At 47.8% G+C, this 16,146-nt stretch carries 16 protein-coding genes and 1 pseudogene; 11 read left to right on the plus strand and 6 right to left on the minus strand.

The annotated features are described in order from the left end of the window. From Mcas_RS08420 to Mcas_RS08430, 3 genes are all read right to left on the minus strand, one after another. Window positions 1-1,147, minus strand: a 1,147-nt coding sequence (locus Mcas_RS08420; RefSeq protein ID WP_040335095.1) for a radical SAM protein, incomplete at its 3' end; no start/stop codon positions are given. Window positions 1,148-1,594: 447 nt separating this feature from the next. Then, window positions 1,595-2,041: a type II toxin-antitoxin system VapC family toxin gene (locus tag Mcas_RS08425; protein ID WP_040335096.1), complete on the minus strand. Its 447-nt coding sequence runs from the start codon at window positions 2,039-2,041 to the stop codon at window positions 1,595-1,597. A 6-nt stretch (window positions 2,042-2,047) separates the two neighbouring features. After that, complete coding sequence (locus tag Mcas_RS08430; protein WP_040335097.1) at window positions 2,048-2,317, minus strand: antitoxin family protein; 270 nt, start codon at window positions 2,315-2,317, stop codon at window positions 2,048-2,050. A gap of 152 nt (window positions 2,318-2,469) precedes the next feature. On the opposite strand from Mcas_RS08430, the gene Mcas_RS08435 reads away from it, so the two are divergent. Together Mcas_RS08435 and Mcas_RS19205 are read left to right on the plus strand one after the other, a co-directional pair. After that, window positions 2,470-3,255, plus strand: coding sequence for a hypothetical protein (locus Mcas_RS08435; RefSeq protein WP_052567047.1), 786 nt, complete (start codon window positions 2,470-2,472; stop codon window positions 3,253-3,255). 631 nt (window positions 3,256-3,886) lie between these two features. Beyond that, window positions 3,887-5,188 (plus strand): annotated as a pseudogene (locus Mcas_RS19205) (alpha/beta fold hydrolase); the annotation flags it as partial. Between the two features lie 686 nt (window positions 5,189-5,874). Here Mcas_RS19205 and Mcas_RS18820 read toward each other — a convergent pair. After that, window positions 5,875-6,453, minus strand: a complete 579-nt coding sequence (locus Mcas_RS18820) for a hypothetical protein (protein WP_235203307.1) — start codon at window positions 6,451-6,453, stop codon at window positions 5,875-5,877. Between Mcas_RS18820 and Mcas_RS18825 the strand changes: the two genes are divergently transcribed. From Mcas_RS18825 to Mcas_RS08470, 6 genes are all read left to right on the plus strand, one after another. Next, window positions 6,452-8,299 (plus strand): FG-GAP-like repeat-containing protein, encoded by a 1,848-nt coding sequence (locus Mcas_RS18825; protein WP_235203310.1) that lies wholly within the window; start codon window positions 6,452-6,454, stop codon window positions 8,297-8,299. The genes Mcas_RS18820 and Mcas_RS18825 overlap by 2 nt on opposite strands. A 238-nt stretch (window positions 8,300-8,537) precedes the next feature. Then, window positions 8,538-9,089 (plus strand): hypothetical protein, encoded by a 552-nt coding sequence (locus Mcas_RS08450; RefSeq protein WP_052567049.1) that lies wholly within the window; start codon window positions 8,538-8,540, stop codon window positions 9,087-9,089. Then, window positions 9,086-9,391 (plus strand): hypothetical protein, encoded by a 306-nt coding sequence (locus tag Mcas_RS08455; protein ID WP_040335099.1) that lies wholly within the window; start codon window positions 9,086-9,088, stop codon window positions 9,389-9,391. The genes Mcas_RS08450 and Mcas_RS08455 overlap by 4 nt, the downstream gene beginning before the upstream one ends. Before the next feature lie 9 nt (window positions 9,392-9,400). Next, complete coding sequence (locus tag Mcas_RS08460) at window positions 9,401-9,718, plus strand: nucleotidyltransferase domain-containing protein (RefSeq protein WP_040335100.1); 318 nt, start codon at window positions 9,401-9,403, stop codon at window positions 9,716-9,718. Beyond that, the gene (locus Mcas_RS08465) at window positions 9,705-10,103 is read left to right on the plus strand and encodes a HEPN domain-containing protein (RefSeq protein WP_052567050.1); all 399 of its coding nucleotides are present in this window, start codon (window positions 9,705-9,707) and stop codon (window positions 10,101-10,103) included. Before Mcas_RS08460 ends, Mcas_RS08465 begins: the two co-directional genes overlap by 14 nt. A 13-nt stretch (window positions 10,104-10,116) precedes the next feature. Next, window positions 10,117-11,988 (plus strand): tetratricopeptide repeat protein, encoded by a 1,872-nt coding sequence (locus Mcas_RS08470; protein WP_052567051.1) that lies wholly within the window; start codon window positions 10,117-10,119, stop codon window positions 11,986-11,988. Window positions 11,989-12,018: 30 nt separating this feature from the next. Here Mcas_RS08470 and tilS read toward each other — a convergent pair whose 3' ends face one another. Continuing rightward, complete coding sequence (gene tilS, locus Mcas_RS08475) at window positions 12,019-13,389, minus strand: tRNA lysidine(34) synthetase TilS (protein ID WP_040335101.1); 1,371 nt, start codon at window positions 13,387-13,389, stop codon at window positions 12,019-12,021. A 260-nt stretch (window positions 13,390-13,649) separates the two neighbouring features. On the opposite strand from tilS, the gene Mcas_RS08480 reads away from it, so the two are divergent. Further along, the gene (locus tag Mcas_RS08480) at window positions 13,650-13,973 is read left to right on the plus strand and encodes a cupin domain-containing protein (RefSeq protein WP_040335102.1); all 324 of its coding nucleotides are present in this window, start codon (window positions 13,650-13,652) and stop codon (window positions 13,971-13,973) included. Window positions 13,974-14,034: 61 nt separating this feature from the next. Here Mcas_RS08480 and Mcas_RS16625 read toward each other — a convergent pair whose 3' ends face one another. Next, the gene (locus Mcas_RS16625; protein WP_052567052.1) at window positions 14,035-14,607 is read right to left on the minus strand and encodes an NUDIX hydrolase; all 573 of its coding nucleotides are present in this window, start codon (window positions 14,605-14,607) and stop codon (window positions 14,035-14,037) included. A 180-nt stretch (window positions 14,608-14,787) separates the two neighbouring features. Between Mcas_RS16625 and Mcas_RS08490 the strand changes: the two genes are divergently transcribed. Both Mcas_RS08490 and Mcas_RS08495 read left to right on the plus strand, forming a co-directional pair. Continuing rightward, window positions 14,788-15,702, plus strand: coding sequence for a branched-chain amino acid transaminase (locus tag Mcas_RS08490; protein ID WP_040335143.1), 915 nt, complete (start codon window positions 14,788-14,790; stop codon window positions 15,700-15,702). An 82-nt stretch (window positions 15,703-15,784) separates the two neighbouring features. Next, window positions 15,785-16,090: a hypothetical protein gene (locus Mcas_RS08495; RefSeq protein WP_040335103.1), complete on the plus strand. Its 306-nt coding sequence runs from the start codon at window positions 15,785-15,787 to the stop codon at window positions 16,088-16,090. Window positions 16,091-16,146: the final 56 nt, after the last annotated feature.

Here is a 16,146-nt window from a genome sequence, read left to right on the forward strand (position 1 = left end):
GGCGTTGGAACTCGCCGTTGAGGGCAAAGACGTCATATGGTTGTCTGATCTGCGGAGAGGCCGGTATGTGCGACTGCGTATTGAGCGTGCGCAGACATGCCTGCTCGTGTCTGTTGAGCAGTTGGAAGAACGGGCAATTCTTGCAGCCATCACCAAATCGACCGTTTCTTATATCCAGGCGCAGACGCCTGTAGTGATGCCCATGCCAGACCTCTGACAGGGTATTATAGTTGAGATTACCCATAAACAGGTGGTCTATGAAACAACACGCCCTGATCAATCCCTTAAAGCCAATAGATACGTGTTGTTCTGCCGTCCTGCATGCAAACCTGCCGTCAGCCCTCATATCAAAGAACCTGTTGATCAGTCCCGTCGGGGGAGGAATCTCACCCGAGTACGTTCCGCCGTGGATGATGCTTATGCCGTGACTGTGGCAGACGGCAATGGCCTCTTGCAGGTTTTTGTCAAATTGTTCCCTGGCAAACAACACTGATTTCGCTTTGAAGTCATCCTCGTTGAAGAATATGCGCTGTGCTACAACGAGCTGTGTTGCGCTCAGTTGCACGGCCAGTTGGGCAATCAGTGGCAGTTCGGTTACGTTATCCCTGCTTGCGGCAAAGGCAATCTCTATGGAGGGTCGGTCGGTTTTGTACTGGTCTTTGAGTGAGTTCAGCAGCTTTATGTTTTCTATCAATCTGTCAAAGCTCCCCCCCTGTCTGATATACTCATAGGTAGGTCGTGTGGCCCCGTCGATGGAGATGGTTATGGCTATGTTTTTGCCCAACAGGGGGAGTATCTTCTGGCGGGTCAGCAGCAGCCCGTTGGTGGAAAAGCTGATATCAACGTCTTGGGGGAGGTGTTTTGTGCAATGCTCAAGGATTGCGTCCCAATTCTTTGCCAGCAGTGGCTCACCCGCCGAAAACAGACACAGCGACCTGATATGACTACACTGCCTGAAGGCATCCTCAAACATCGTCCACTGCATATGTCCCTTGTCCATCCTCAGATCGTCCTGTGCATGGGCGCACATGACACACCGGAGGTTGCAGTGGTTTGTGACCTCCAGAAACACCACCTGTGGCGCCTCCCAGTATAGAAGGCTGTTAAAGAGTTGCAGTTGTGTTTGCGACATTGCCGTTGTATACAATAGCATCTCCGGTGAGTGTTTGACAACATGCCGAAGAACAGAAAAGAAAGGGACGGTTTGTGGCAGGGGCGGGTGCGAAGAAGTCACCTTGACCCCGTTTTACCATACTTTTTTAATTCGGTTACAATAGCCCCATGACAATCACGAAGGGGTCAAAATTATCTGGACGTAAAACAGAAGGTCTAATCGCCGTGAAATCAGCTTGTACGGCACTGTTCTTGCCACCACACAATGCAGCGCTAGTCTAAGCTACATTTTCAACTACTTTACCATAACCAACCACTCGATCTCCGTCCTTGTGTCTTCCACTATAGGGGGTGAAAATTGCCCGAGTGTTGCCTATGGATACATCCTTGATTTTAGCCATTTTACGCAATCAGCAAGTAGAATAAACCGACCGGTTTCACTGGTCATAGAGTACAAAAAAGTCCGAAGTGTTTTTTTTTGTCAGATCAGCCAATTCTGAAAAATAAACTTGTCATTAATTCCAACAATTGTCTCAAAGACCCTGTCACCGCTTACTAATATGCAGTCTTGTGCTATAGCTGTACTGGCTAGCATAAGGTCTATGTTGTACTTTCTGATATTTTCCCGACTTATGTTTCTGTCTTTTTTAAGACGCCATTTTAGCTCTCCGTAAATCCGTGCCCCCTGGTAACTCAGTGGTATAATCTCAAATTGAGTCCTGGCTTTATCTGCTTGCTGTTGCAATAAGATTCTCTTGGGAGCATCAGCATTAAACACGCTATATTCTAATTCATACACAGTCAAAATTGATATATAAACATTATCCTCGTTCTTTAAGGCTGCAAGCCTCTTATAAACAGTTAAATGGTTTTCTGACGTTTGATCATAGAAAAAGGCCACCATGTTGGTATCAAACAAGAAGTTCATGTCGTATTACCCATCATGTTTAAAGGCAAAATCCTCTCTAAATTCTTTCACGCTCTTCAATATGTGTTCGCTAAGACCGGCAAATGTACTATCATTGTGGACTTCTTCTGCCAGACGCGCCCACCTTGAAGGTTGCTCTGCCGTATCTTTTGGATGGCTTACCTCCACTTCATCTTCAATCGTAACCTTCACCCTTTTACCTTCCGATGGTAAATCTATAGGTTCCAAGGGCTCAAGCACGCCATTGAAGACCCTGGCCCTGAATATTGTGGTCATCTTACAGCCTCCTGTTTTTGGTGGTTGTCAATGTTTGCAGGGGTTGTTCATAGCAAAAAAAGACGCCTGCTTATTTATAATAAGACATCCTTGGTTTCTTAGTCAATAATATTAAGTGAGGATTGCTTAAAAAAATCTGAAAGGATGCAAAGATGAAGGAATTGGAGCAAAAGGAAATACACAGGACTCCATGGCCGCCGGATTTCCCTGATGTTGTGATTCATACGACTGTAGAAGAGCGTGATGCTCATCCATGCTATAAGGCCGCCAAAACTGGCGATTGTGCAGCAGCCTACCAACTTGTTAAGGATACACTTTCCAATTCGGCAGTTGAGCAACTACGGAGGCAAGTTGGTGACAAAAAACCCCTTGTGGTTCCAGTTGGAGCCATTGAGCAGGAAGGTTTTAACGCCATCCCAAATGTGATGGCAAGAGAAATTGCGTACAGACTCAATTTGGAGGTTGAATACTCCTCTATTGTCCAGTCAAACAAGGTTGGACATACCCGCGCCAGGGCAGCGCATCGGATGGTAACGCCGGCAATATTTGAAGGCCAGGTGCGAAATGGAGCCGATTATGTTATAATAGATGATCATGTAGGGTTGGGCGGAACTATTGCCAATCTGCGTGGTTATATTGAGGACAACGGCGGGCATGTTATAGCCGTTTCCACTTTAACGGAAAGCCGGGATGGCCGGAAACTGGCATTAAGGTTGGAAATACTTGAAGCGTTGGAGAAAAAATATGGACGAGAACTTGATGAATTTTGGAGCGGCAGTTTCGGACATGCAATCGCAACCCTTACCGAAGCCGAAGGGGGCAATCTCTTACGTCAACCATCCTTTGACGCCATCCGAACTCGTTTGGTTAAGGCAGCAGATGAAGCACGCAGACGAGGTTTTTCGGCAGTTGAAATCGGCAGAAACAAAACCGGATAGCTCGTAACAACAATACACACGCCAATTCAACAATGCCCTTCCGCACATCAATAAACCACTATACTTGGTCCCTGCACCCCTGAAAAAACCCGTGAACAAAAATTCCCTTGACACCATTTTTCCCCTTCGATTATAATAACCCCATGACAATCACGAAGGGGTCAAAGATGATTGAACTCAAGGCAGGGTGCCCAAGCACCACCGTGGCATCGGCCTGTCTGGCAACGTTCTTGCCACACACACACACACACACAATGCAACGCTAGTTTTAGCTGTTTTCTTATCACCAACCCCGCGATTTCCATCATTACGTCTTCCACTATGGGGGGTGAAAATTGCCCGAGTGTCGCCTATGAATACATCCTTTATTTTAGCCATTTTACGCAATCAGCAAATATAATAGCCCGACCGGTTTCACTGGTCATAGAGTACAAAAAAGTCCGAAGTGTTTTTGGAGGAAGTTATGTTCAGGAGAGATAGCAACCGCAAAGAGAAGAGGTATCCACGGTTACACAGAGCGTTAGGCGTAAAGGTCTTGCTTACCCTGGCGTTAATCGCCATAATCGGAGCCGTATGCCTTGCCGGAGCCGCTCACGCAAGCACGCGTTTCAAAGATAATGGAGACGGTACGATGACTGATAACATTACCAAGCTTGTTTGGACAAAGAATGCTGGTACGCCCACGATAGGACAATGTACGGGTGGCTGGAAGAACTGGGATGATGCAATTAAGTATATAGCATGTTTAAATTTTAAAGAGAAATATCTTGATGGCGCTTGGCACTTACCATCTAAAAAAGAGTTAGCAAGCATTTGTAACAAGAATGGTTCTGATCAATATTCACATCATGGTGATTATTGTAATGGTGACTCTGTTGATGTTGCAACTTGGCTTAAAAGTGAGGGTTTTACAAACGTGTACTCAGGCATCCGTTACAGAGCATTTACACCTATTGCTATTCCTGGTGATACGCCGCTGTTTTACAACTATGCCTTCAATATGGGCAATGGTTTCATTTCTGGAATGGAACAGGCTGACGTTGGCTGGGTTTGGCCAGTCAGAAGTGTAGTAGGAGCTGGTTTAGAGATTCTTGATCCTAATTGTAAAGATTCAGTATGCAATGGGCATTTACTTGTTAAAAACGATCAAACATACTCCATAACTACTGATTATGAAAAGTTGGCACAAACCGGATTAACATCAAGGACTGGCATTGTTGCCGATGGTGTTACCAAGCTATTGATCCGGATTGAAAGTGATACCCCTGTTACTTTTTCTGCAACGCAAGGTACATTCAAAGTGTTAGGAGATTCTCCGATAGCCGTTGCTAATGGGAAAAAGTATGCTTTCGCAGAGTACACAGCTCCAAATCAATTTGTGGATACAAATAGCACTGTAACTATATCAGCGACAAGTAATTCAGTTAAAGTAGCTGAAACAAGCATTGAATTGATACCACCTCCAGTGGTATTGGTGCATGGTTTATGGTCAGGTCCGGCGGCTTGGGATGGCCTAGTATCTTATCTCGAAAGCAACTTTTCAAAAAAACTTAAGATTTTCCGTGCAACTTATAGCTATGATAATGCAGGTAGTTGCAACCCAACACGTGATACAATACCTATACTTTCTTTACAGGCAACTATTTACAACGCATTGAATTCTATACGCAAGAATGGATTTGCCGGAACACAGGTTGACATAATAGCTCATAGCATGGGTGGTCTGATTAGTCGTGCCCGTACAAAACAATCGGATTACAAAAGGTCAAGCAACTTTGGTGTTGGCAGTATTCATAAACTTATAACAATGGATACCCCACACTATGGCTCACAACTTGCTGCGTTCATGAAAGAGCATAAAGATTCTCGTTTTTGCAGTGGTATACTACTTTGTGTTTCATTAGAAAGTATCATGAACAAGACTGGGCGTCCATTAGGATTGGCCTTGGACGATCTAATTCCTGGCAGTGAAGCTTTAACAGCGATAGGGCAAACGGATTTGCCGTCACACGCTATAATTGGAATTGAACATGCTAGTCCTGATATGTTAGAACTGTCTTTAGACCTCTTAACCCGTATAATTGGACACAAAACAATAGATACTTTGCTTTGTGGTGAACAAAGACATGACGTAATCGTATCGAGGGTAAGCCAAGGAGGTGGTATAAAAAATAATACCGTTGTTTTTGAAACAAATCATATGGAAATACAAAATGCAAAATTGGCTAAAGACATGCTGATAACACTCTTAAATTTACATAGTGATGACAAACTTTTTGCACCTAATTTCCCTGCGCCATCAAAATTTCCATGCGGCGAAACATCTCCACAGTTGGTACCCTATAAGGACAAGTCACCATTATCTCACACAATAACTAGTATGGGTAATATGAATATCACTAACCCTACACCTGGAACAGTTGTTGACATTGGCAGTAATATAATGATTAGTGCAGAGGCATCAACTGGAGTGATTAAAGAATGGTTAATACTTGCTGAAGGCTCTGATATGCTATATGTTAATGGCTCAACCTTAGATACTAGCATAAAGATACCAGATAATAAATTGGGAAAGATAAACATAGTAGTCCTGGGGGTTGATGATAAAAACAACGGCTATTATTCTGAAACTAATGTTGTAATCAAAACTAATGAACCTGTAAAATCCTTAAAGATATACCCAGATTCTATGATTTTTGATAATACATATACAGCACAGAGGATAATGGTTATTGGTGAGACTACAAGCTCATCAATTGATATAACATCCAATAGTAATGGAACAACATATGTTACAACCAGTGGAAATAATTCCGTCATTGAAGTTTTACAAAATGGCATTGTCGCGCCAAAGGGAAGTGGTACGGATACAATCATTGTGACCAACAATGGACTTAGCGTAAACATTCCTGTAACTGTAATAGCTATACCAACAACAACTCCGTTGACCTTAGATATCAACCCATCAGGTACAGTAACAAACGGACATGTAGCAACTATAACGAGCAATACAGGAGGTCTTAACTGCATATGGAACGGTACGGCAAAGAGCGGTACTTGCACGTCAGTGGCCATCAACTCAGGTACACAGGTAGTACTGACTGCAATGCTTCCTGCTGGAACATCTATAAACTGGGGTACAGGTTGTGACGCTGCATCATCGATTTCCTGCACAATAAACTCCCTGACTACAAACATGACAATCTCACCGATAACTACAGTTGGAAGTTCACCAACCTATACATTAAATGTCACAAAAGATGGTACAGGTTCAGGGGTAATTACCGCCTCAACGGGCACTCTCACCTGGAACGACAACACCGGCACGACAACCTACGCCAGCGGAACATCCGTTACCCTGACGGCGACAGCCGATACCGGCTCAAAATTTGACAACTGGACAGGATGCGATTCCACAAACGGCAATCAGTGTACCGTTACAATGAGCGCCGCTAAAAATGTCACGGCAACCTTCTCCTCTCAAGGTACCTACGCCCTTACCGTAACGAAGACCGGTTCCGGCACAGTAACAGACTCAACGGGCACCCTCACCTGGAACGACAACACTGGCACGGCCACGTACACCAGCGGAACGTCCGTTACCCTCACGGCGACGCCGACGCAGGAGTCAAAGTTCGGGGGTTGGACGGGATGCGACTCCACAAGCGGCAATCAGTGTACCATTACAATGAGCGCCGCTAAGAACATTACGGCAACCTTCTCCTCTCAGGGTCAAACAACCTACGCCCTCACCGTGACGAAGTCCGGCTCCGGCACGGTGACCGCCTCAACGGGCACCCTCACCTGGAACGACAACACCGGCACGACAACCTACGCCAGCGGAACATCCGTTACCCTGACGGCAACTCCGACGCAGGAGTCAAAGTTCGGGGGCTGGACGGGATGCGACTCCACAAGCGGCAACCAGTGTACCGTAGCGATGTCGTCAAACAGGAGCGTCTCCGTCAGCTTTACACAGGGCGTCTGCCTGCTGTGCAGAATCCCCAGGATGGATTTTAACGGTAACGGCAAGAGCGACATCCTGTGGCGCAACATGTCAAACGGCATGATCTACACGTGGCTCATGAACGGCATCAACATAGCAAACGGCGATTCACCGGCAACGCTCGGCGACGAGTGGCAGATCGAAAGTATGGGCGACTTCAACGGCGACGGCAGGAGCGACATAATGTGGCGCAATACCTCAAACGGGATGGTCTACATCTGGCTCATGGGCGGGACGAACGTTGCAGGAGGCGGTTCACCGGCGACGCTCGGCCATGAATGGCAGATCGAAAGCATAGGCGACTTCAACGGCGACGGCAGGAGCGACATAATGTGGCGCAATACCTCAAACGGGATGGTCTACACGTGGTTCATGAATGGCGCAAACATAGCAGGCGGTGCCTCACCATCGTCGCTGTCGCAACCATCGTCGGTTGACTCTGCCTGGCAGGTCGTGAGTTCAGGCGACTTTGACGGCGACGACACAAGCGACGTCCTGTGGATAAACACCTCAACCGGGATGACCTACATATGGTTTATGAACGGTAAGGCTGGAGGTTCCCCGGGGACGGTTGGAACTGAGTGGCAGATTGCGTGCGTGAGCGATTTTAACGGCGACGGCAAGACCGACATCCTGTGGCGCAACATATCAACCGGCATGGTCTACATCTGGCTGATGAACGGTGCAACGATAGCGGGTGGCGGTTCACCGGCGACGATTGACCTGGAGTGGCAGATAGTCAACGTGGGCGATTTCAACGGCGACGGCAAGAGCGATCTCCTGTGGCGCAACACCGAAAACGACATGGTCTACACATGGCTTATGAACGGCACAACCATAACCGGCGGCGATCTGACGGCCAAGGCTGGCACGCAGTGGCAGATCATAAGCGTCGGAGATTTTAATGGCGACGGCAAGAGAGACATAGTCTGGCGTAACTCCGCAACCGGAGAGATATGCATCTGGCTCATGGATGGCACGCAGTTGTCGCTTGGCGGGCTACCGGCGGTGCTTGGTACGGAGTGGCAGATTCAATAGGCTGAAACCTGGGGGGCTGACGGGGCAATTGCATTTGACCGTAAGAGAAAAGAAAGGGGCGGTTTGTGGCAGGGGCGGGTGCGACTTTCAGCCAGGGGCACTGAGCCAGGGGTTGCCAACCCCTTGCCAACCCCCCGCTGCGGGAAAATCGTGCCCCGCCCCCTCCTCTGCCTTCGCTTGTCTCTGGCGTTGTTTTTCTCACCCGCTAAAACAATGCCGTATGTGATATAATGAGATCATGAGCAAACCAGACGAAACATGGGAAGACGTGCTGGCGTCGCTGTGCCGGTTGCAAGGCGTGTTACCGGAAGCTGTGCTTGTCGGCGGAACGGCTTCGGCACTTTACGCTGGGCATCGTTTCTCGTTTGACCATGATCATGTTCTCTCCGATCTCCGTGAACGCTTTGATACCGTCCTAACCGAACTGGAGTCGGTTGCTGGATGGCAGACGGCGCGGGTCAAACGTCCAGTCCTGATTCTTGGTTCGCTGGACGGGGTTGAAACCGGCGTGCGTCAATTACGCCGTGCGCAACCTTTGGAAACAACGGTCATGCGTGTGGGCAAATACGATGTGGTTCTACCGACATTGCCTGAAGTGCTCCGCATCAAGGCATTCCTGTGCCTCCAACGCAACGCCACAAGAGACTATCTTGATTTGGCAGCTCTGGCAGCGCACATGGGAATAGACGCCGCCGGTGAGGCTCTGTGGAGTATGGATGACGCTTGGTGTGATGCCCGAGCTGCCGGTCAAACACCTCCTCCAGTCTCGTTGCCTGGGCTTGACACATGAAACACAGGCACTTGGTACATGAGGAATTTACGGTTGCTGCGATAGAAGACATCCTGACCAGAGGTCGAGCGCCTGACTGGGTTCCTTTGGTAACCGTAATCAAGGCTGACCCCTTCGGTGAAGTTGCCGAAAAGACCCTCAAGCTCTGTGAACTCCCGTTGTTCGGGTCGCCTGTCTTTCGTCGCGTAATAGACGCCGCAAGGAGAAAACCCTATATGCCGGCGTGTCTTTTACCTTCTCGCATTGTAAGGGCTAGGAATGCACCCCCTGAATCATTGACAGAGGCGGCCACGTTGGTTTAGTATAAAATCATGAATCTGGATACTATACTGAGGGATAAAATCGTAGAGAGATTGAAGGTTGTAAACCCTGCAAGGATAATCCTCTTTGGGAGCTTTGCATATGGCAATCCCACAAAAGACAGCGATATTGACTTGTTGATAATAAAGGACATCCTAAAGTCAAAGGTAGAGGAGATGACAGAGGCCAGGAGGGCATTAAAGGGTATCTTGATGCCCTTTGATACAATAGTACAGTCCCCGGAGGAATTTGAATTCTATAAGACACAGGTCAACTCTGTTTCCTATGAGGCGGCTAAAAATGGTATCGTGATTTATGAAAGAGGGTAAGTTTATCAAACAATTTGAGATATTATTTATTAAAGCCAAACAAGACTTAATGCTTGTTGAACAGGTGGTTAATAATATATCCGTTGCCGAGGAAATAAAATACTTCCACTTGCAACAATGCGTTGAAAAGGCTATTAAATCTTTGTTGAGTTCCAAAGATGTTTCTTTCCCTAAAACACATGACCTTGAAGACCTGGTTGAACTTGCTGAAGATAACGATATCAAATTACCGGAATACATTAAAATTCTTACAACACTAAATGCGTATGCCGTTGAATCCCGCTATGCAATAATACTGGAACATATATATAATATTGATACATATCTGTCCCATGCAAAGATATTTATAAAGTTTATTGAAGCGTTGTTAAAAGAGAGCAGGTAAAGTCGGGCATTGTTTGAGTAAGAAATCAGGACAGAAAAATCCAAAGAGCAGCAACTCCACAACAGAGTCCGCTGTAACAATCATAGGGCGGAAAACCACGATTTTCTTAAATAATCCGTTCTTTCACGTCTTAATAACAACCGTTGTCGGTCTGCTGATTTATTCCAACACGTTTGAGGTACCTTTTGTCTTTGACGACAAGCCTAACATTATCAGGAACCAACTGATAAGAACCTTGAAATACTTTACCGACAACACGGCCTTTGAATCTGCCGATGTATCCAGGCAAGTCAAGGACTTTTTCAAGACACGCTTTATTGGTTATCTCTCTCTGGCCATAAACTATAAACTAAATGCCCTTGACGTTACCGGATATCATATCTTCAACCTCGCTGTGCATATCACAAGCGCCGGTCTCATCTACTGGCTTATTATACTCACGCTTAATTCGCCATTTCTCTCAAACACCACGGCAGAAAGAGATACTTCCAAACTATATGCCTTATTTGGAGCACTCTTATTTATAAGTCACCCCATTGCCACACAGGCGGTGACCTATATTATCCAGAGGTTTGCCTCACTTGCAACGTTGTTTTACCTGTTGTCGGTCGTGATGTATGTCAGGGCCAGGGGCTGCCGGTCTGTCACTGCACAAGTTATACTATATGTTGTATCCGTTCTGTCAGCCATCTGTGCCATGAAGACCAAGGAGATTGCATTTACAATCCCACTGTGCATAGCCCTCTATGAGTTTACGTTCCTTGAGGGAGGTCTCAGAAAAAGGGTTGCCTCTCTGGCGCCAATCATGTTGACAATCGTGGTGATACCGCTTACGCTAATAGGCAGTCGGGGGGCTTTGTCAGACGCCGGGAGCATCAGCAGGTCTATAGGCATAGCAAGCGCCCCGGACATCAGCAGGTGGGATTACCTCATCACACAGTTTCGCGTAATTGTAACCTACATACGGCTGTTGCTTATCCCCGTCAACCAGAATCTCGATTATGATTACCCCGTATACAGGACCCTGTTTAACGTCAAAATACTTGTCTCACTGCTGTTTATAGCTTCAATCACAGGGCTGGCGGTCTATATGTATGTCTTGTCGGCCAGGGCAAATGACAAACGCATCCTGAGATTGACTGCCTTTGGGATATTGTGGTTTTTCCTGGCCCTCTCTGTGGAATCCGGCATCATACCCATTGCAGATGTTATCTTTGAACACAGGCTATATTTACCCTTGGCGGGGTTTTGCCTTGTGTTTGTTTCGGTGTGTATCATCGCTGATGATAAGTTGAAAAACAGGTGGATTGTGCCAACGGCGGTAATCCTGATCGTGCTGACCCTCGCCGTAGCAACGTACATAAGAAACAACGTCTGGCACGATGAGATCAGCCTGTGGTCAGACGTTGTCAGAAAAAGCCCAAACAAGGTCCGTCCTCAATACGACCTTGGGGTCTTTTATGAGAGGGCCGGAGATTACGAAAAGGCATTGTTGCAGTATCAAAGGGCCATAGCGCTCAACCCCAATGACTCCGAGGCCCATTACAATATGGGCAACGTTTATCAGAAACAGGGCGATTTCGACGCAGCCATCAAACATTATCAGGCAGCCCTGAAACTCAAACCCGATTACCTTGAGGCGCATAACAACCTCGGTAACATCTGGTTCAGGCAAGAAAATTATCAGCAAGCCGTAGCCGAATATCAAGCGGTCATAAAGCTCAACCCTGATTATGCCGAGGCGCATAATAACCTGGGCAGCGTCTACGGCATCCTCGGTCGTGATGACGAGGCCATTAAGGAGTTCCAGACAACACTAAGGCTCAATCCTGACGACACCGATGCCAGGAAAAACCTTGAACTGTTGTTAAACACCAACAAGTAAAGAAAGGGGCTGATGAACTATGGGCATACCTCACCTGATTGGTATCAGCTCCAGCAGACAGTAGCTTTTTGTTGCCGGAGTCACCTTATACCTGTCGTCGGGTCTGTATCCTGCGATCCAGACCAGGTTGTCATTTGACAACACTAGCGGTATGCTGTTGCGACTATCCCTGGGGACCTTTTCATCGACGAAATAGTCCTGCACCTTCTTGCGCTTACCCAACCCCAGCGGATAGAAGTAATCCCCATTGACCCTGGCCCTTACCTTCAGCGGGGACGACATCAGACCGGCATCCAGACATGCCTGGCGGTTGTTTTCGGGTTGCCTGAAGTGCTCCGCCAACGTTGCACGCAACAGGTATCCAGCCTGCCGTATAACCACCTCCCCGGGAAGTGACAGCTCGGTCTCCGAAATCCGCACAGGAGGCTCCGATGTAATGACAAGCGTGGAGTAACCCTTTATGACCCTCACGGCACCCGGCAGGTATAATCTGTCCCCGGTTGAGGCATTCTTTATCAACGCGATAATCTCCTCTATGTGTTGCACCCCAATCTCCCTGAGTGCCTCAACTGCTGCCGTTGCACGCCTGAGCAACCTCCTCAGCAACACCCTCTCCATACCCTGCAGGGGGACCAGGAACAGCTCTATCTTCTGGTCTGTCTTTCTGCTTATGAGGGTCATCAGCTTTTTTGTCACGGCCAATTCCAAATACTCATCCTCCTCTCTGATGATGCGTGCGTTGCGAGTGAGGGTATCGACGATGTTTGGGTTGTACTGCACCATAGCCGGCATGAGGTGTATGCGAACCCGATTGCGCAGATATATGTCCTTGAGATTTGAGGAGTCCAGGCAGTAGGTCTGATTGCACTCGTTGAGATACTGCAATATCTCCCAACGTGAGACGTCAATGAGGGGTCTTATGACCATCCCCCGCGTGGGGGCTATCCCTGCCAGACCGGTCAGACCGGCACCACGCATGAGATTTAACATGACGGTTTCGGCCTGGTCGTCCTTGTTGTGCCCCAGGGCGATCTTTGATGCCCCAATTTGCATGGCGGTCTCTTTGTAGAGTCTGTAGCGGCTCTGTCTCATTGTGGCCGGGGTCTTGCGTTGCAGGGGCTCAATTGCCCGTATGCTCAGGGGCACACCAAGATGCTCACAGAGTTGGCCGCAAAACGCCTTTTCGGCAGGCGTCTCATGCGGTCTGAGGCCGTGATCGATGTAGATGGCATGGACGCTTACAGCCGGGAACAACTCCCTCAGCAGCCGCAGTAGCGCCACGGAATCAGGTCCGCCGGAAAGTCCGGACAACACGCACATGCTCGATACGCAACCACCGGCATCCATCCCAAACATCGAAAATGCCCTGACCGTTGCCCTAACCTTGTCCCTTATATCCATGGCTGTCCTGTTGCGTCTCCTTGAGTTTCTATATTGACAATCATATCAATTTACTGTATATTAGTGCAAGTACGTTGGTATAGCAAGGAGAACGCATTTTGACAATACACATAATATTTGACATTGCCAAATTAACAAGACGTTTTTTTTATTCCCTGGATTTAAACGTGAAAAGTTTAGTATGTTTTGCATCATAGCATATTGCAACGACAACGTGCTATAATTAATGAAACTAAGAAAGACACGGAGGTAAAAAACACATGGAAGTATTAGACCTGAAAAAACTTATAAATTTCAACGCCACAAGCTTTTCCAAGCAGATGCTGTCGGACAAGCCTGAGATGCGTATGGCCCTGATGTGCCTGGAACCCGGCCAGGAGATCAAGCCCCACAAGGCCCCGATGAGACTCGTGATGTACTGTGTCGAGGGCCGCGGGGTCTTCACGGTTGGTGAGGAAGAGGTCGAGGCCGACGCCAAAACCGCTATCTTATGTGACCCGATGGTTCCCCACGGCTTTAAGGCCTCAAAGGGTGAACGGCTGGTTGTTATGGCAGTGGTGACCCCTGCCTCTGAGCACGAATAAAGGCGTAAGACCACCCTTGGAACCAGGGTGCATTCCGCGTCGTGGTATCCCTCCTGTAGCCTTAAGGGAGGGTGACCCGTGTGGCGCTGATATGCCGTAGACCCAACACAAATAGCCCGTAGAGCTTCAGGTCAACATACGTATCTTGATTTTCAAGTGCGTAGAGTTGTTGATGGAAGTCCTTTACGGGCAGTTTTATCATCTCTATATCCTCGCCTCTGTCCAGGTTTTGCATGCCCTTACGCACCGCATCCCTGGCAACATAGACGGTGAGCACCTCCGTAGATGCCCCCGCAGACAACGGACCAACGGCTATCTGTTCCAGGTTCGGGGCGTCGTATCCGGTCTCTTCAAGCAGTTCACGTCGGGCCGTAGCGGCCAGCGACTCGTTACGATCGTTGAGACCGGCGGGAAACTCTATTACATACTTGCCAATGGGCGGTCTGAACTGCTTGATCACTATTGTCTGATCGTCTGCCGTAAAGGGCACTATGGCCACAATGCCGTCGCAGTTGTTTCGCTTAAAGGCCTCCCAGTGCATCAGCTCACCCCCGGATGTTTGGTACTCCAGGATGAGCGCATTGAGAAACCTGCCTCGCCATGCTGTCTGTTGACCTGCAATGTTTGGTATCATAATATCTGACAACCTCTGTTTATATGTAGTATAACAGATTGCCGGCAGTTTTTTCTCTTACGGTCAAATGCGAGCCCTGCATGTGATACAGAGATAACCGAACATTTCTATTTTACTGTAACCCCCTCCACAAAAAAAACTGTTGACATCGTAACCTATGATAGTGTAATGTATCTCATCATGGTAGAGAAGACAGATAAGATATGGATGGATGGTAAGCTGGTTGCCTGGGATGATGCGACGGTGCATGTGCTCACGCATACGTTGCACTATGGAATGGGTATCTTTGAAGGTATCCGTTGCTACAAGACACCCAAGGGACCGGCAATATTCAGATTGAAGGAGCATGTGCGAAGGCTCTTTGACTCAGCCCATATATTGCAAATGGTGATACCGTTTTCAAAAGACGACATTGAAGCGGCCATCGTGGAGTGCGTAAAGATCAATGGCCTCCAGGAGTGTTACATCAGGCCCTTTGTGTATATCGGCTACGGAGCAATGGGTGTGCATCCCAAAGGGAATCCGATAAATGTATCGATATCGTCATGGGCTTGGGGATCATATCTCGGAGAGGATGGCGTTAAAAACGGCATAAGGGTCAAAACCTCGTCTTTTATCAGAAACCACGTAAATTCTAACATGTCCCGTGGCAAGATCAGCGGCTATTATGTCAACTCACAACTGGCCAAGAGAGAGGCCCTCAGCATGGGATTTGATGAGGCATTGCTGCTCGATGCCGAGGGATACGTCGCTGAGGGTGCCGGAGAAAACATCTTTGTTGTGAGAAACGGTGTCATAAAGACAACACCCCTTACGTCTATACTTGAGGGAATCACCAGAGACAGTGTGATAACAATTGCAGCCAATGAGAAAGTCCCCCTGGAAGAAAAACGCTTCACAAGGGATGAGTTATACATCAGCGACGAGGCCTTTTTTACAGGCACTGCCGCAGAGGTAACCCCTATCAGAGAGGTAGATAGCCGTAAAATCGGCTCCGGAAAACCCGGCTCTGTCACAAAGCGAATACAGGAAATCTTCTTTGACTCCGTACACGGACTGGTGGATAAGTACAGCCATTGGCTTACATACATTTAAAGGACTGGTACAAGCAGAGAGGTTGCAGAAGGGTGCTTGCAGAAGGGTGGTTGAGAAGGGTGCTTGTAGGAAGCCGTAGCCTATGAGAACCGTAGTGGTAATAGCGGCGTTTTTGGTGACATCCGTGGTGGTGGCAAGTGCTTTTAATCAACCAGGCGTTGCACTCGATGAGCGAATCAATTCCATACAGAGGGAAATAGACGCTAAAATAAGCAGTGGGCAACTGACGCCTAAAAGGGCGGAACATCTTAATATTGCACTGAATAAGATCAGAGACGCAAAGGCAATGGCGTCAGGCCGTCTGACCCCCCAAAAGGTTCATAAGCTCAATGCTGCCCTGGATAAGCTGGAGCAACGGCTAAACAAACCCAGACGCAGATACCGGTAAAAGCAAACTATAACATCCCGCCTGACACGTGGCCAACGGTGTGACATCCAAAAAGG

Source organism: Candidatus Magnetobacterium casense, from assembly GCF_000714715.1.
GTDB lineage: Bacteria > Nitrospirota > Thermodesulfovibrionia > Thermodesulfovibrionales > Magnetobacteriaceae > Magnetobacterium > Magnetobacterium casense.

Coding starts and splice junctions, on each gene's coding strand:
- Mcas_RS08425 (WP_040335096.1), bottom strand. CDS start 2,041: ATGAACTTCTTGTTTGATACCAACATGGTGGCCTTTTTCTATGATCAA.
- Mcas_RS08480 (WP_040335102.1), top strand. CDS start 13,650: ATGGAAGTATTAGACCTGAAAAAACTTATAAATTTCAACGCCACAAGC.
- tilS (WP_040335101.1), bottom strand. CDS start 13,389: ATGGATATAAGGGACAAGGTTAGGGCAACGGTCAGGGCATTTTCGATG.
- Mcas_RS08465 (WP_052567050.1), top strand. CDS start 9,705: ATGAAAGAGGGTAAGTTTATCAAACAATTTGAGATATTATTTATTAAA.
- Mcas_RS08450 (WP_052567049.1), top strand. CDS start 8,538: ATGAGCAAACCAGACGAAACATGGGAAGACGTGCTGGCGTCGCTGTGC.
- Mcas_RS08430 (WP_040335097.1), bottom strand. CDS start 2,317: ATGACCACAATATTCAGGGCCAGGGTCTTCAATGGCGTGCTTGAGCCC.
- Mcas_RS18825 (WP_235203310.1), top strand. CDS start 6,452: ATGACAATCTCACCGATAACTACAGTTGGAAGTTCACCAACCTATACA.
- Mcas_RS18820 (WP_235203307.1), bottom strand. CDS start 6,453: ATGTTTGTAGTCAGGGAGTTTATTGTGCAGGAAATCGATGATGCAGCG.
- Mcas_RS08460 (WP_040335100.1), top strand. CDS start 9,401: ATGAATCTGGATACTATACTGAGGGATAAAATCGTAGAGAGATTGAAG.
- Mcas_RS08435 (WP_052567047.1), top strand. CDS start 2,470: ATGAAGGAATTGGAGCAAAAGGAAATACACAGGACTCCATGGCCGCCG.
- Mcas_RS08495 (WP_040335103.1), top strand. CDS start 15,785: ATGAGAACCGTAGTGGTAATAGCGGCGTTTTTGGTGACATCCGTGGTG.
- Mcas_RS16625 (WP_052567052.1), bottom strand. CDS start 14,607: ATGATACCAAACATTGCAGGTCAACAGACAGCATGGCGAGGCAGGTTT.
- Mcas_RS08455 (WP_040335099.1), top strand. CDS start 9,086: ATGAAACACAGGCACTTGGTACATGAGGAATTTACGGTTGCTGCGATA.
- Mcas_RS08490 (WP_040335143.1), top strand. CDS start 14,788: ATGGTAGAGAAGACAGATAAGATATGGATGGATGGTAAGCTGGTTGCC.